Below are 15,408 nucleotides of genomic sequence, written 5' to 3' on the forward strand. Positions count from 1 at the left end.
TCACGGAATATTCCCAATTAGGCAGGAATAGCGACTAAATTCTGTAGTTTCTGGACAGGATTCTGATCATTCAAACGTGCAGTCAAAAATATCGAAAGCATTCTTTCAATGAACTTTTCTCCACGTTCTGACCAAGTGAAAAAACTATTTTTACGATAAATGACGTACCGTCTAGCCTGACGTTCTGCAAGGTTATTGGTTGTCTCGATCAGATCAGGATTGCGCACGAATCTCCACATCATATCTTCAGAACGTAGTATATTGGCAGCCATTCTCGAGGCCTGAGTTCCTTTTGCAACCCTTGTTATCTCTCGCAAAAAATGTTTCACCCTTTTTCGAATCTTCCTCATTAACCGGAAAAATCTTAAATTGTCTATCAGGTTTTGTTTACGTGCTCTATCTACCACAAATACCCTGTTGCTCAGCGATTTTAATGCTGCGCCAATTCTGCTCACTTCAACATTTTTACTGTAAAAAAACCTTTCAAAGTCCCTTGCTAAATGGGCCCAGCATATCTGTCTGTTTTCACGATTAAAGTAATTATACGCAGCATACCTATCGCTTATAACTATTCCATCATACTCTGGCAATAGCCCTTTTAATATCTTCTTTCCGCGAGATCCAACTAACTTCATAAGTGTTGCTGTTTTATTCGTTACTACCCAACTCCAACCTTTCTTTCCCTGGTTCCTATGGCTTGTTTCATCTATATGTAAATACTTGCTTTTCCGTAGCTCTTCTCTTATTTTTTCGTATTCAGATATACATTTTTCTGATACTCTACCCTCGGTCTTTGATACCAAACCTAGGCTTATATTCAGATTAAATATGCTGCTCAAAATTTGCTGTACTTCCCTTTTTGAATTGATAAAAAATCCACTAAAACTGCTAATTACTGCTTTTGCATTAGCTCCTAAAAGATCCCTTGTCACACCTTCAGGCAGACTAGCTGAGATCCTTTTCTTACACGCCTTACAGTAGCCTTTTTGTAGCCTATATTCAGTCACTATCGGTTTAATTTTTGGCAATTCAACCTTTTGATGCACAGTTTCTTCTTCTAAAATAACTTGGCTTCCACACATGCAAATTGTATCAATTGAACATTTTACCACCTCATCTGCTACCATCAATTCCCGCTTGTGCGCTTCATGTCCTGGCTGCCCGCCTGGTTTTTTATCGCTCTTCTTTTTTGTCTTTTTGCGATATACATCTTGCGATGGTGGCAGCGATGAATTTTTTGAATTTAAACCCAGCTTATCCTCTAGCTCAATTATTTTTGTCCTTAACTTATCATTCTCTGCTTTCAGAGTACCAACTTCTGACTCCAATACCACAATCTTTTCTTGTAGCACCTCTATCATCAACCCCTCATCTATCTAGTTTATTGTTTTTTATACTAATTATGCAATTTTTGTAAACTACTTTCTTATACCGTGAATGGACAAAGTTGATAAGCCTAAACGCCATCATGTCTTTAGGAGAGTCTGCTAATGAAGGCTCTTAAGTTGACGCCATTGCGTGAACGGTTACCATCAATTTTTCTATTGACTTTTAACACAACTGCTACAATGTCCTCTTTGCAACCTGTACTCAGTTACAATTGGCTTAATTTCTGGCAACTCTGCCTTCTGATGAATAATTTCATCTTCTAAAGTAATCTTACCTCCACACATACAAATTGTATCAATTGTGCATCTCACTACCTCGTCTGCAGCCATTAATTCACGCTTATGCACCTTATGTCCTGGCTGACCTCCTGGTTTTTTATCACTTTTCTTTTTTGCTTTCTTACGATATATATCTCGTGATGGTGGCAGCGATGAGAATTTTGCGAATTTAAGCCCAATTTGTCTTCTAATTCAACTATTTTTGCTTTCAAGCTATCATTTTCTCTGATCAGTGCTTTTATTTCTTCCTTGAGATTAGCCTTTTCTGCTACAACCTTTTCTTGCAGCACTGTTGTCATTTACCCATTCCATATTTAGCTTCCTATCTCTTTACACTTTTATACTTACTTTGTAAACCACCTTATCTCCGTGAACGGTTACTAATTTTGTTGTTAAATCTGCAGAGATTAAAAACAAGGATAAATACTCTCATTGTCATGATAAGAAGACTGATGAGGTTTGTAAAGTAACTTTTTCTGCTCTTATTGAATCCAACGCGCCGCTGTTATGCAAGGGTGCTATAATTATTAATTTATTGACTAATTATGTTTTTTTGTTAATATTATATTAATAAATTAAAAAGTTAGAAATATGCACAGTAATAATACCACAACTCCGTGGGAGCAAACAAAAAATTCATTTAAGTCTTTTATAGATAAGTCTAAAAAAACCATACATACAGCAGCTTCCGAAATTCAAAATAAGGTAACACATGAGATAGAATATTTCTCTAAGTCCTTTAAAAAAGATTCTGAAAACATAAAGGAAGATGTTACTAACCTTAATACCACACTACAGAAACAAGCAAAGAATTTATTTAAAAATAAAGCTCAATACACAGAAAAAAATCTCACCAAAGTTGGAGCTGAGAAAAAATATGAGGTAGAAGATTTACCTAAATTTTTCAAAGATAAATCTAAAGAGATAGGCAAAGTATTTTCCAATGAAGTAATAGAAATCAGCACTATTCGCTCAAGAAGTGTTGTAAGTGATACACAAGAGTTTTCATTTAAGCTAAGATTGCTAACAGCAGCAGATGAAGACGTCTCTAATATAACCCTACCTCAAATGCAATACTTGATTGGCTTTTTCAAAATCTATCTCCTTCAAGAAAAAAATTTTACAGCCAATATAAAAGTACCAAAAGAAAGTGAAGAATTATATAATAACTACCATAAAGCTAATAAAACTGTAGAAGAATTCATAAATAATGCTCCAATTCAAATCCTCATGCAGGGCATAACGATAACGCTACAAACAAACGTTAAAAACATCAACCTCAATAGCTTGCAACAAATCGAGATATTCTTGAATGAGAAGCTAAAACGTGTGGAAAAAACTAAAAATGAGGAGCAAAGTCAAGATACGTTACAAGCAGAAGAAACTGAAAATAAAAACGAAAATGTGGTTGAAAAAAGGAACAAGCAAGATAAACAAATTGTGCAAGGTTCGTTTGGCTACAATATAGTAAGTAACAGAAAGCAAATTACACGCGCACCAGTAATTGTTGCTGCAATGCATGAAAATATTTCCTGGCTTAGGTCTCTTTTTCAGCCATTCAATTTTTTTAATACGGCACAATTCTTTTCTCCACAACTGCCTAAATTTTCTATACAGAGTAACAATATGCCACTTGGTGTCATTCCAGCGCTTGACCAAGAAGAGAAAGAACCAGTGTCAGCCACTCGGATAACAGAGGGTGGTAGTATAGGAAATCTAGTACCTCAAGAAACCTTACTATTACCCATAAGTATATAAATGGTAAAAAGCTGCTATTTTACTAATTCAATTTAGTACTATAAATAGACCTATGGTCTAAAAATGAAATATATGATGAAAGGAAGTATAAATACCTCAACTAGTGAATGGGCAGAAAGTGAATTTGGGATTGTTAATTTTGGCGATATAAGATTAAGTAAAAGGCTTTTAAAAGTAGTTAATAGTTTTGCTGAATCGCCTGAATGTTCAATAAATCAAGCTTGTAAAGATTGGTATCAAAGTAAAGCAGCTTATAGATTTTTTCAAAATGATGCCATTTCTGAAAGAAAGATATTAGACAGTCATATAGTTAAAACTGTTGAAAGAGCTAAAGAATATTCAACTATTTTAGCTATCCAAGACACGAGTTATATTTCATATAAAAATCATAAAAAGGCCAAAGGATTAGGGATTATAGCAGCAAGATTAAGATCTGAAACAACCAATTTTAAAACCCATGGATTAGTGATGCATACAACATTTGCAGTTACAACAGAAGGACTACCTATAGGATTATTAGATCAAAAAATTAGTACTAGACCTCCCTTAGCTGAAGACCTAAGAGAGTTGAAAAGGAGAAGCCATAACACTGCTGTTCCTATAGAAGAGAAAGAAAGCATACGGTGGATAGCATCACTAAAAGACTCTACTAATCACCCTGGATTAAAGGATGTTAAGGTAGTTACCGTTTGCGATAGAGAAGGAGATATTTATGATTTATTTGAAGTTGCTTCCACTAATCAATCTCTTTTTGTAGTAAGAGGAAATCAAAACAGAACAGTAAACAAGAGATCAACTTATTCTGAAAAAGGTGGTGAAAAGTTGTGGGATTTGATGAATCGTATGCCTTGCCAAGGAGAAATTCAAATAAGTATTCCTACCCGTGATAATAGGCCTAAAAGAACAGCAGTGTTAGAAGTAAAGTTTAGTAACTTTGTGATGAATGCATCAAAAAACAACGCTAGACGTAAGACTCAAAAACTTCCTAATTTAAATTTGAATGCTGTCTATGTTATAGAAAAGTATTCCCCATTTGGCGAAGAACCTATGAACTGGATCTTATTGACAAATATAAGTGTTAATAATTTTGAAGAAGCAGTAGAAAAAATACAATGGTATTGCTTAAGGTGGAGAATAGAGGTCTTTCATAAAATTTTGAAATCCGGTCTTAAAGTTGAAGAATGTAGACTCCAAACAGCAGATAGATTGATCCGCTTTCTTACAATAATGAGTATAATTGCATGGAGAATATTTTTTATTACATTAGTAGCTAGAACAAATCCCAATCTTCCTTGTACTATCATACTGACTGATGAGGAGTGGAAGGTTTTGTATACAAAAATGCTAAAAACAAAAAACTATCCTGAAGCCCCACCACCCATAAGAAAAATCGTGAGGTGGGTAGCTCAATTGGGAGGGTTTTTAGCTCGCAAAAATGACTTAGAACCAGGTCCTATAGCTTTGTGGAAGGGATGGAAACGTCTCTTTGATTTAGCAGAAGGATGGAGACTTGCTCATGAATCCTATATTTATGGGTAATAGTAAGTCAAGAAACAGAGCGGGATATAGGTCAAGCTAGGTCGCACACAGATTATTTTAAAACTAACAGAAAAAAGAAGTCAAAAAAGCAGGTCACAGAACTATCGGAAGAGGAAAAACAGTCAATCATAAAACAAGCTCAAATTGATACTAGAGTTGCTATAATAGATAACCAGATTGAGCGTAGAGAAAAAAACTCGATGAAATATTTATTGAAGTGATGAATGGATATAAAAATCAAGACCCAGAGACATTTCACAATATTTTCAACTCAATATTTAATATTGTTTACTTTCAAGATAAACAATTACATGAAGTGTTAGAACCAGATGAGATATCAGAAGTGCTAGAGGTACTCAAAAGGCCACAACCTCCTAATAACTCACTTCTAGGTAAAGAATACTTACAAAAGCAAGTATATAGAAAAAAAGTGCAATTGCTCAAATTAGTTTCGGGCATTCCTATACAACCTTCTCCACAGCCTCGAAATATTTCTCATGAAATTTTGCCAAGCAAAGCTGTAGACCATTTACCAAAAACAAATGAAGCTAAAACTCCATTGCCTACTAATATTAGGCTCAAATCACCATTAAAAACTGTATTTTCTTCAAAAGAGACTTATTTTTGTCTATTTTTAGTAGCAGCTTCTATATCAGCACTCTGCCTATTGCATTTGCCGCTGGGAAAAGTATCAATTTTAAAGGAATTGGTGCCAGCAGAAAAAAGGGAAAGCATTGGGCTAACATTGAATATAGGGTTACCAATATTAATTACACTGTGTGTTTTGAACCTAGCTTACTTTATGTATTCTGAATATTCTGTAGAGTCTATTGAGCAGATAAGTAAAAAAGATCTTCCTTTGCGCACCTAACAAATAAGATCTTTTGTGATATAATTATTTATTTTATTGCATGTTTAAAGGAATTATCAAAGATATTGGCACTATAACTGATATCACTATCCACCCTAACTCTGATCAAATCTTCCATATTGAGACACAAAATTTATCCTCTATAAACAAAGGAGATTCAATATCCTGCTCCGGAGTGTGTTTAACTGTTGTCAACATAATGAGCAATGTATTCACAGTTCAAGTATCTCAAGAAACCATGAAGGTTTCTAACTTAAATACGTGGAAAACAGGGAAAAAAATAAACCTAGAACAAGCAATGAAACTGAGTGACAGAATTGACGGCCACTTGGTTCAGGGTCATGTGGATGACACAACAGAAATTTTAACAATCAATCAAAATTTAGAATCTCATGAAATCAGACTATCATGCCCACAAGAATTAATTAAATTTGTTGCAAAAAAAGGTTCTGTAACGCTAGATGGAGTTTCCCTTACAGTAAATTCAGTTGTCGATCAAGAATTCACTGTGAATATCATTCCCTATACATGGAAAAACACAACTTTTCAGCATAATAAAATAGGTAATTACCTAAATTTAGAAGTTGATATGATTGCTCGGTACTTAGACCAGCTGATAAAATATCAACACAATTAATTTTACAACTTTGTTATTTACAACTATTATATCTTGAAAATCATATAGATACAAAATATGTTTTTCGATAGCCTAATTATCTTTATTATTGTCTTGTGTGTAATAATATCGATAACTAGAGGTTTTATAAAAGAGCTATGTGCATTAATGTTCTTACTCTTATCAGTCTTTTTGACAGCTAGTTACTATGATTTTTTTATTATAAATTATAGTAAGTATTTTGACTCTAAAGTTAAACAAAACATACTTTCTACAATCTCTGTATTTATCATACTTAATCTTACATTCATGACAATGAATAACTGGCTAATGTACATATTATCACCTATAAGGTTGGGATTAATGGATAGAGTTACTGGAATCTTTGTCGGAGCACTCAGAGGAATATTGCTTTCTTATGTACTATTTTTTGCTGTGCACTTATATTGCCACACAGTATATGATAAAAAAGAGGGAGAGTCTAAAATAGACGCAGAAGACATATTGCCCAATTGGATAATAAATTCACACTCTTATCAGGCTTTATTTGTGACAACAGAAGAAGTAATTAACATGTATGTACCAGAGTCATTGATACTAAAAATAAAAGAGATCGGTGAGGAAATGATTGATCAAGAAAAACCTCAAAACAATAAAGAAAAGTGAGTGTTGATTTTCTATAGCTAAACTATCCGTAACCGTTCACGGATTGTGAGAATGAATTAAAGAACTAAGCAGTGACAGCTACTAGATTCTGTAGCTTTTGAAAGGGGTTCTGGCCATTTAGACGTGATGTCAAAAATATCGACAACATTCTTTCCACGAATCTTTCTCCACGTTCTGACCGTAACCGTTCACGCAATGGCGTCAACTTAAGAGCCTTCATTAGCAGACTCTCCTAAAGACATGATGGCGTTTAGGCTTATCAACTTTGTCCATTCACGGTATAAGAAAGTAGTTTACAAAAATTGCATAATTAGTATAAAAAACAATAAACTAGATAGATGAGGGGTTGATGATAGAGGTGCTACAAGAAAAGATTGTGGTATTGGAGTCAGAAGTTGGTACTCTGAAAGCAGAGAATGATAAGTTAAGGACAAAAATAATTGAGCTAGAGGATAAGCTGGGTTTAAATTCAAAAAATTCATCGCTGCCACCATCGCAAGATGTATATCGCAAAAAGACAAAAAAGAAGAGCGATAAAAAACCAGGCGGGCAGCCAGGACATGAAGCGCACAAGCGGGAATTGATGGTAGCAGATGAGGTGGTAAAATGTTCAATTGATACAATTTGCATGTGTGGAAGCCAAGTTATTTTAGAAGAAGAAACTGTGCATCAAAAGGTTGAATTGCCAAAAATTAAACCGATAGTGACTGAATATAGGCTACAAAAAGGCTACTGTAAGGCGTGTAAGAAAAGGATCTCAGCTAGTCTGCCTGAAGGTGTGACAAGGGATCTTTTAGGAGCTAATGCAAAAGCAGTAATTAGCAGTTTTAGTGGATTTTTTATCAATTCAAAAAGGGAAGTACAGCAAATTTTGAGCAGCATATTTAATCTGAATATAAGCCTAGGTTTGGTATCAAAGACCGAGGGTAGAGTATCAGAAAAATGTATATCTGAATACGAAAAAATAAGAGAAGAGCTACGGAAAAGCAAGTATTTACATATAGATGAAACAAGCCATAGGAACCAGGGAAAGAAAGGTTGGAGTTGGGTAGTAACGAATAAAACAGCAACACTTATGAAGTTAGTTGGATCTCGCGGAAAGAAGATATTAAAAGGGCTATTGCCAGAGTATGATGGAATAGTTATAAGCGATAGGTATGCTGCGTATAATTACTTTAATCGTGAAAACAGACAGATATGCTGGGCCCATTTAGCAAGGGACTTTGAAAGGTTTTTTTACAGTAAAAATGTTGAAGTGAGCAGAATTGGCGCAGCATTAAAATCGCTGAGCAACAGGGTATTTGTGGTAGATAGAGCACGTAAACAAAACCTGATAGACAATTTAAGATTTTTCCGGTTAATGAGGAAGATTCGAAAAAGGGTGAAACATTTTTTGCGAGAGATAACAAGGGTTGCAAAAGGAACTCAGGCCTCGAGAATGGCTGCCAATATACTACGTTCTGAAGATATGATGTGGAGATTCGTGCGCAATCCTGATCTGATCGAGACAACCAATAACCTTGCAGAACGTCAGGCTAGACGGTACGTCATTTATCGTAAAAATAGTTTTTTCACTTGGTCAGAACGTGGAGAAAAGTTCATTGAAAGAATGCTTTCGATATTTTTGACTGCACGTTTGAATGATCAGAATCCTGTCCAGAAACTACAGAATTTAGTCGCTATTCCTGCCTAATTGGGAATATTCCGTGAACGGTTACCCTTTCAAAAGCTACAGAATCTAGTAGCTGTCACTGCTTAGTTCTTTAATTCATTCTCACAATCCGTGAACGGTTACAAAAATATCGACAACATTCTTTCCACGAATCTTTCTCCACGTTCTGACCAGGTGAAAAAGCTGTTTTTACGATAAATTACGTACCGTCTAATTTGCCGTTCTGCAAGGTTATTAGTTGTTTCTATCACTTCAGGTTTTCTTAAAAACTTCCACATCATATCCTCAGATCGTAACATCTTAGCGGCCATTCTTGAAGCTTGAGTGCTATTTGCAACCCTCGTCATTTTACGTAAAAAATGTTTTACCCTTTTCCGAATTTTTCGCACCAGTCGATAAAATCTCAAATTATCTATCAAATTTTGTTTTTTTGCCTTATCTACTACAAACACCTTATTGCTGAGCGATTTTAGTGCTTGGCCAATTTTGCTCACTTCAACATTTTTACTATGGGCAAATCTCTCAAAATCTCTTGCCAGATGTGCCCAACATATCTGTCTATTTTCACGATTGAAGTAATTGTATACAGCGTATCTATCGCTCACAACTATACCATCATATTCTGGCAGTAAACTCTTCAACACCTTCTTACCACGAGACTCGCTTACCTTCAGAAGTGTCAACGCTTTGTTTGTTATTACCCAACTCCAGCCTCTCTTTCCTTGATTTCTGTGCCCTGTTTCGTCTATATGCAAATACTCGCTTCCTTGCAACTCTTCCTTCATTTTCTCATATTCAGATGCACACTTCTTCGATACCCTGCGTTCAGTATTTGAGACTAAACCAAGGCTTATATTTAGATTAAAAATACTGCCCAAAATTTGCTGTACCTCTCTTTTTGAGTTAATAAAAAAGCCGCTAAGGCTGCTTATAACTGTTTTAGCATTGGGTCCTAGAAAATCTCTTGCAACACCTTCGGGTAAATTTGCTGTAATTCTTTTATTACATACTCTACAATGTCCTCTTTGCAACCTGTACTCAGTTACAATTGGCTTAATTTCTGGCAACTCTGCCTTCTGATGAATAATTTCATCTTCTAAAGTAATCTTACCTCCACACATACAAATTGTATCAATTGTGCATCTCACTACCTCGTCTGCAGCCATTAATTCACGCTTATGCACCTTATGTCCTGGCTGACCTCCTGGTTTTTTATCACTTTTCTTTTTTGCTTTCTTACGATATATATCTCGTGATGGTGGCAGCGATGAATTTTGCGAATTTAAGCCCAATTTGTCTTCTAATTCAACTATTTTTGCTTTCAAGCTATCATTTTCTCTGATCAGTGCTTTTATTTCTTCCTTGAGATTAGCGTTTTCTGCTACAACCTTTTCTTGCAGCACTGTTGTCATTTACCCATTCCATATTTAGATTCCTATCTCTTTACACTTTTATACTTACTTTGTAAACCACCTTATCTCCGTGAACGGTTACAAACTATCCTAGACAGCTATTATCCACAGCAATTCGCTATAGGTTACCAATTCCTATTACTAATCAAACAAAACTGCAAACATTGACGAATAAGTAAATCATCAAAAAAATTTAAATGTATAATTTTAGTTCATCAATGTAATACAACAAAACTTTTTTAGTGAATTCAAAATCTTCTAAGGTATTTCCTTCACATCTTGCTGTTATGCAGTTTTGCGTATTTGATACTCTAAGAAGCCACCAACCTTTATCATCAGTTACCTTAATTCCATCAAGCTCTGAAAATACAATGTTTTGCTGCTTTAGTGTCTCCTTTATTGATTCAATTATTTGAAATTTTTTCTCATCCTTCACTACAATTTTCACTTCATGAGTGATATATAACTTTGGTAAATCTTTAATCATCTCAGATAGGCTTTGGTTTTTCTTAAGTAAAATGTCAATGGCTTTAATAGCAGAATATAGTCCATCATCAAAACCTAGCTCAGAAAAGAAAAAATGTCCACTCAGTTCACCGGCAAACTTTGCTCCTTCTTCTACCATCTTTTTCTTAACTAGTGAGTGTCCAGTGGCACAGGTAATTATTTGCCCTCCTAATTTGCTAACGAAATCATGCACTTTCATACTCATTTTTACGTTGGCAATAACCTTGCTTTTTGGGTGTTCCGCCAATACTTCACGTGAAAAAATCATAAACAAGTGATCATTGGAAACAACATTACCTTTATTATCAATCAAGCGTACCCTATCACCATCACCATCAAGTGCAATACCAAGATCACATTTATCTTTCTTGACAATATCTATTAACTGAGCAAGATTTTTCTCTTCTATGGGATCTGGGTCATGCAGTGGAAACGTTCCATCTATAAAGCTATTGGTTACGATGTGTATATGATCTGGTAAAATCTTTTCAATATACCTTACAATTGTTGGGCTATTGCCAAAATCCCAAGCTATTTTTAGTTTTTGTGTAGCGTTATTCTTGAGCGCATTTTTTAATATGTTAACGTACTCACTATATATATTCGTGTTAATTAAGCTTCCAATTTTCGTGCTGTTTTTAATTGTATTGCCTATAATTTCCTTCATTTCTTGATCTGAGTAAACTTTTTTACTACTGAAAAATTTAAAGCCGTTATATTCTCTGGGATTATGAGAAGCAGTGATCATAATCCCAAGATCTGCATGCATTGTTGCAGCGTAGAGCATAGGTGAAGAACAGAGCCCAACGCGTATAACATTCGCACCGGATAAAATCAAGCCTCTGATTAATTCTTTTTCTATGCTTGGTGAATCTATCCTGCTGTCATAGCCTACACAAACGTTAGCTGCAGTTTGACCAAATTTTCTGCCTATTTCATACCCATCGCTGATCTGCAGTTCTCTGCCTACCACACCTCTAATATCGTATTTTCTTATAATAGTATTGTCCATACTGCACTTCTTGGAGTGGTTAATATATAACATTCCCGCCAAATACTCAAGTTTATTTAACTATAAGATTAGTTGATTTTTTAAGAAAATATGCTAATATTATAATATAGTTCTCTAAAAATAGAAATTATGCTAAAAGAAAACTTATTTATAGCTGAAAATCAAGGTTTAGATGTAGATGAGCAAAAGAAAAATGATATTTTAAGTTTCATTAAATCTTGCAAAAATTTTCAGGATTTTATCAGAAAACTAGAAGAAGAAAATTTAATCTGGTACTTTATTGGTCCTTTACACAAAGATGAGAACATTAAAGAACAGGTAAGTTCAAAGTGGAAAGAGGAGTTTCAAAAGTTTGAGCAATCAATAAATGCAACACATAAAAAATTCGCAGAATCTCTACCAAGTGAAAATTTCTTAGTATATACAACACAAGATAATGAATTTAAAATTAGATTTGAAAATAAAGAAAAACCAATAGAGATTAGCACCCTTTTAAGAGCCAGTGACGAAGGCAAGGTTTATAACCTATCTTTAGGGAAAGATAGTCAAATAACTGCAACCAAAAAAGGCAGCGAAAGGCACTATGATTTTACTGATTCAAGCTCATGTGAGATGACCATTAACTGGCAATCTAAGGATTCTAAAGGCAATAGCATAGATTGTAGCATGACTGTAGAAGTAAGTTCTAAGGGCATAAAAAGAGTGATTGATGAACCAAAATTTGGAGAAATAATTGACCCAGAAGAGGTATTAAAATTAGTTGAGCAGAATAAAGAAGTTTTTATCAACGGAAAAACTCTGCATCAAGCTTTTACTGACATGGGCAAAAGTGTGAACGAGCAGCAAACACCAGCAGAGGAAACATTTACAAAAGATTCACCACAGTCAGCTACACCAAGTAGCAGTGGATATTCTTCTCTTAATACACCTTCTTCACGCAGAAGTTCTTTGTCTATTAGTAGTGAATTTAATGGTGAAGATGAAATATTTGAGAGTGATACGTTTAGTGATGAAGAAGAGAACAAACAAGAAGGAAATGAGTTAGAGGAAGAAAACACATATCTCAAGAAGGAAAACGCGGAGTTAAAAAGCCGTAATACGAAGATAACAGAAGAAGGTGAAGCAGAAGCAAGTCAATTAATCGAGGGAAAGCAAGATCTGGAAAAAGAAGTCACAAGACTTAAAGATGAATTGAAAAGAAAGGAAAAAGAGTTAGCTGAAAAGGATAAAGACATAGAGCGATTAGCACAAAAAGTAACCGTACTAGAACAAAGTCAAAAAGATAAAAATGCTAGAATAACAGATTTAATTAATCAATTGAAAGATAAAGAAAGTGAGATTCAGTCAACAAATAGAATAAATGAAGAGCAGCAGGAAAAATTAGAGCAAAGTGAAGCTAAGTTAAGTACACTAGAAAAAAAGAATACAAATTTTGAAAATGATCTCAAGAAAACATTGGCAGAAGGTTTAAAGGATAATAACGAAAAGCAGTTGGTAGAAGAATTGACGGAAGAAAAAGGGAAAAACAATACATTGGCTAAAAAGATGAAACAATTGTCTCAAGAATTCAATGAACTACAAAGAAAAAATGAAGATTTAGAGAGGAAAATTCGACAACTTCAATCTGGGAAATCACTTGCGGATGAGTTCAGTGAAGTAAATGCGAAAGTAGCTACTTCAACTGAAGCTGAATATGAAAGTAGACGAATCCAGGCAAGTAATCACGAAACTACAGTTCCTAAAACACAAGACCAAGGTACAAATGCAGGTGTTAATGCATCATCTTTAACAGGTCAAAAAGAGACTAATACAGTGGCAGTTCAAACTGAAGAGCAAGTGATTGATTTATACAATAAAGAAGGCAAATATGTCAGAACAGAACTATCAGATCCAAGCGCAGTCTCTGCTCAGGCTTCAGAAAAATCTACTCCTTCAAAAGGATGAGTTTTTACTTCAACTATAGCTAATCCAAACGAAACATCATACCGCAACAATCACTAATTTTCTGTGCTTTCAAAAAAACACATCAAGCAAAATCATTTGAGAGTAAGTGGACATTGTTAGATGAATTAACCCTAACTTAAGAATCAGATATATACAATATTAGTATGTTTAATTAATAGTGAGGTTTAAAATGTCACCTAGTGAAAAAAACTCTTCAAATTTTGTTGAAACTAAGCAAGATGATCTTAAAATGATTCAAGATTCTTCATTAAATTCAGATATCATTCACGATCCCAAGAAGCTAAAAGACAGAATTATGGATCTGTTAAAAGGAGATACAGAATTCTCCAAGATGAAGCAAGGAGATAAGGCCCTTGTAGTAGGTACAGCAAGTGGATTATTTGCAGCAGTGTTACCATTTTTGGCAGTTGGTGCAACACTTGCTATACCAAGTGCTATAGTTGGTCTTACTCTATTTTTCGCTGCGAAAGTTGCTGTAAAAGCAGTTCAATCTGGATATAAAGGGCTCAAATGGTCAGCAGAAAAAACAGTTGAAGGAGCGAAGCATATTGGCGGAAAAATCAAAGATGGTGCTGTATATGCCAAGAATTCGGTAAAAGAAACTGCAAGTTCTGTAAAACAGGCAACACAAGAGAGAGCTAGCTCTACATTAAGAAAAAAGGGGGATAACATTCAAAACCTTGGAAGGAAGATGAGTGATAGTGGTGCAAGCATGTCTAGTTTAGATGGCATCGCATATTCAATAGGTAATGAAGATCAAACTGTTATTTTGAAAACAAAAGAAAAAACGAGAAGTTTTAATAGTGTAAAGGAAATGTTTGTCAAGGAAGTTTTTGAAGACAAAGGTGTGAATAGCTCTGCTTTAACTAGGAAAATATTTTCTAAGCTGGGGGAAAAAATATTAGAGAAAGCTTATTCTGTTGATGGTCAACACAGTGCCAAAAAGGACCAGTTGATCAACCGATTGAAGCAGCAAATAGATTTTATCAATAAATTAGATGCTAAGAAGTTGCAACATTTGTTAGCTAAAGATAATAGCAGCCTATATGAAATTTTTTCTGAACATCATGATGAGATTAAGGAAGTTATTAAAGAATGCAAGGAAGAGCATACTCGTTTTAATACTTTAGAAAGGCTTAATAAGTCAGCAAAAAGGCATAAAGCAAGTTCTATGAATTCACTGGAAAATAGCTTATCAGGTAGTAGTTCAACGAGTTCTATAAGTACTGTTAGCAGCAAAGCAGAATTATTAAATCCTAATGAGCATAAGGAAGTAAAAGCACCTACTTCACTTTGGAGCAAGTTGTCATCATCACTAAAAGGTGGCAAAAAGCCAGAGGAAGCTACTTATATAAGATATCAAGATTCTGAGTTGGATCAGATACAATCTGCGGAGATAGGAAATAGCCGTTTTTATGTTGCTCCGGAGAAACCGCCAAGAAGCAATTCAACGGGTTCTTTAAGCACTGACAGTACTGCTACAACTTCTAGCTTTGCCAGTTACCGTCGTAATTCTGATAGTGGGTTCAATTCACCAAGTTCTTCTCCGCAACATGGTATGTTCACTGAGAAAAATAGCAAGTTAAAAACCCAAGCTGACTTAAGAAAGACAGGTTCTTTGGACAAATTGGTGGGACCTTCTTCAACAGTAACTGCTGAAGTCGATGTAGAGCATCAAGCTCCAAAAATGAAGATATAGAGAGTAAACAAAACTATCTATCTT

12 protein-coding genes and 2 pseudogenes are annotated in these 15,408 nt (G+C 34.8%); 8 read left to right on the plus strand and 6 right to left on the minus strand.

Annotated features, from left to right (window positions below; translation table 11 throughout):
- Nucleotides 1–17: 17 nt before the first annotated feature.
- From tnpC (OPR58_RS01950) to OPR58_RS01960, 3 genes are all read right to left on the minus strand, one after another.
- A complete protein-coding gene (gene tnpC, locus OPR58_RS01950) occupies nt 18–1,361 on the minus strand; it encodes an IS66 family transposase (RefSeq protein ID WP_265022247.1) in 1,344 nt (447 codons plus the stop codon).
- A gap of 180 nt (nt 1,362–1,541) precedes the next feature.
- On the minus strand, nt 1,542–1,718 hold the full coding sequence (locus tag OPR58_RS11245; protein WP_406846499.1) for an IS66 family transposase zinc-finger binding domain-containing protein: 177 nt from the start codon (nt 1,716–1,718) through the stop codon (nt 1,542–1,544).
- On the minus strand, nt 1,718–1,966 hold the full coding sequence (locus tag OPR58_RS01960) for a DUF6444 domain-containing protein (protein ID WP_265022250.1): 249 nt from the start codon (nt 1,964–1,966) through the stop codon (nt 1,718–1,720). The genes OPR58_RS11245 and OPR58_RS01960 overlap by 1 nt, the downstream gene beginning before the upstream one ends.
- A gap of 460 nt (nt 1,967–2,426) precedes the next feature.
- On the opposite strand from OPR58_RS01960, the pseudogene OPR58_RS01965 reads away from it, so the two are divergent.
- The 5 genes and pseudogenes from OPR58_RS01965 to OPR58_RS01985 all read left to right on the plus strand — a co-directional run.
- Nucleotides 2,427–3,401 (plus strand): annotated as a pseudogene (locus OPR58_RS01965) (hypothetical protein); the annotation flags it as partial.
- A 96-nt stretch (nt 3,402–3,497) separates the two neighbouring features.
- Nucleotides 3,498–4,964 carry an IS4 family transposase gene (locus tag OPR58_RS01970; RefSeq protein WP_265023151.1) on the plus strand — a complete coding sequence of 489 codons (1,467 nt, stop codon included), beginning with the start codon at nt 3,498–3,500 and terminating at the stop codon, nt 4,962–4,964.
- Nucleotides 4,964–5,835: pseudogene (locus OPR58_RS01975) on the plus strand (hypothetical protein); the annotation flags it as partial. The gene OPR58_RS01970 and the pseudogene OPR58_RS01975, both read left to right, overlap by 1 nt.
- Nucleotides 5,836–5,875: 40 nt before the next feature.
- On the plus strand, nt 5,876–6,472 hold the full coding sequence (locus OPR58_RS01980; protein WP_139686594.1) for a riboflavin synthase: 597 nt from the start codon (nt 5,876–5,878) through the stop codon (nt 6,470–6,472).
- Between the two features lie 57 nt (nt 6,473–6,529).
- On the plus strand, nt 6,530–7,117 hold the full coding sequence (locus OPR58_RS01985) for a CvpA family protein (RefSeq protein ID WP_265022881.1): 588 nt from the start codon (nt 6,530–6,532) through the stop codon (nt 7,115–7,117).
- Between the two features lie 64 nt (nt 7,118–7,181).
- On the opposite strand, the gene OPR58_RS01990 is transcribed toward OPR58_RS01985, so the two are convergent.
- A complete protein-coding gene (locus tag OPR58_RS01990; RefSeq protein WP_265022882.1) occupies nt 7,182–7,337 on the minus strand; it encodes a hypothetical protein in 156 nt (51 codons plus the stop codon).
- A gap of 129 nt (nt 7,338–7,466) precedes the next feature.
- On the opposite strand from OPR58_RS01990, the gene tnpC (OPR58_RS01995) reads away from it, so the two are divergent.
- On the plus strand, nt 7,467–8,810 hold the full coding sequence (gene tnpC, locus OPR58_RS01995; RefSeq protein ID WP_265022247.1) for an IS66 family transposase: 1,344 nt from the start codon (nt 7,467–7,469) through the stop codon (nt 8,808–8,810).
- 98 nt (nt 8,811–8,908) lie between these two features.
- On the opposite strand, the gene tnpC (OPR58_RS02000) is transcribed toward tnpC (OPR58_RS01995), so the two are convergent.
- Both tnpC (OPR58_RS02000) and OPR58_RS02005 read right to left on the minus strand, forming a co-directional pair.
- Nucleotides 8,909–10,201, minus strand: a complete 1,293-nt coding sequence (tnpC, locus tag OPR58_RS02000; protein ID WP_265022883.1) for an IS66 family transposase — start codon at nt 10,199–10,201, stop codon at nt 8,909–8,911.
- Between the two features lie 193 nt (nt 10,202–10,394).
- A complete protein-coding gene (locus OPR58_RS02005) occupies nt 10,395–11,720 on the minus strand; it encodes a phosphomannomutase/phosphoglucomutase (RefSeq protein WP_265022884.1) in 1,326 nt (441 codons plus the stop codon).
- A gap of 129 nt (nt 11,721–11,849) precedes the next feature.
- On the opposite strand from OPR58_RS02005, the gene OPR58_RS02010 reads away from it, so the two are divergent.
- Both OPR58_RS02010 and OPR58_RS02015 read left to right on the plus strand, forming a co-directional pair.
- A complete protein-coding gene (locus tag OPR58_RS02010) occupies nt 11,850–13,664 on the plus strand; it encodes a coiled-coil domain-containing protein (protein WP_265022885.1) in 1,815 nt (604 codons plus the stop codon).
- A 190-nt stretch (nt 13,665–13,854) separates the two neighbouring features.
- A complete protein-coding gene (locus OPR58_RS02015; protein ID WP_265022886.1) occupies nt 13,855–15,384 on the plus strand; it encodes an actin-bundling T4SS effector WalE1 family protein in 1,530 nt (509 codons plus the stop codon).
- Nucleotides 15,385–15,408 lie beyond the last annotated feature (24 nt).

Origin of the sequence: Wolbachia endosymbiont (group B) of Ischnura elegans (assembly GCF_947251585.1) — a bacterium.
Taxonomy (GTDB): domain Bacteria; phylum Pseudomonadota; class Alphaproteobacteria; order Rickettsiales; family Anaplasmataceae; genus Wolbachia.

Bases quoted from the DNA above. Each gene is read 5' to 3' on its own strand.
- OPR58_RS02010 (WP_265022885.1), top strand. From the start codon at position 11,850: ATGCTAAAAGAAAACTTATTTATAGCTGAAAATCAAGGTTTAGATGTA.
- OPR58_RS02005 (WP_265022884.1), bottom strand. From the start codon at position 11,720: ATGGACAATACTATTATAAGAAAATACGATATTAGAGGTGTGGTAGGC.
- OPR58_RS02015 (WP_265022886.1), top strand. From the start codon at position 13,855: ATGTCACCTAGTGAAAAAAACTCTTCAAATTTTGTTGAAACTAAGCAA.
- OPR58_RS01985 (WP_265022881.1), top strand. From the start codon at position 6,530: ATGTTTTTCGATAGCCTAATTATCTTTATTATTGTCTTGTGTGTAATA.
- OPR58_RS01980 (WP_139686594.1), top strand. From the start codon at position 5,876: ATGTTTAAAGGAATTATCAAAGATATTGGCACTATAACTGATATCACT.
- OPR58_RS01960 (WP_265022250.1), bottom strand. From the start codon at position 1,966: ATGACAACAGTGCTGCAAGAAAAGGTTGTAGCAGAAAAGGCTAATCTC.
- OPR58_RS01990 (WP_265022882.1), bottom strand. From the start codon at position 7,337: ATGAAGGCTCTTAAGTTGACGCCATTGCGTGAACGGTTACGGTCAGAA.
- tnpC (WP_265022883.1), bottom strand. From the start codon at position 10,201: ATGACAACAGTGCTGCAAGAAAAGGTTGTAGCAGAAAACGCTAATCTC.
- tnpC (WP_265022247.1), top strand. From the start codon at position 7,467: ATGATAGAGGTGCTACAAGAAAAGATTGTGGTATTGGAGTCAGAAGTT.
- OPR58_RS11245 (WP_406846499.1), bottom strand. From the start codon at position 1,718: ATGGCTGCAGACGAGGTAGTGAGATGCACAATTGATACAATTTGTATG.
- tnpC (WP_265022247.1), bottom strand. From the start codon at position 1,361: ATGATAGAGGTGCTACAAGAAAAGATTGTGGTATTGGAGTCAGAAGTT.
- OPR58_RS01970 (WP_265023151.1), top strand. From the start codon at position 3,498: ATGATGAAAGGAAGTATAAATACCTCAACTAGTGAATGGGCAGAAAGT.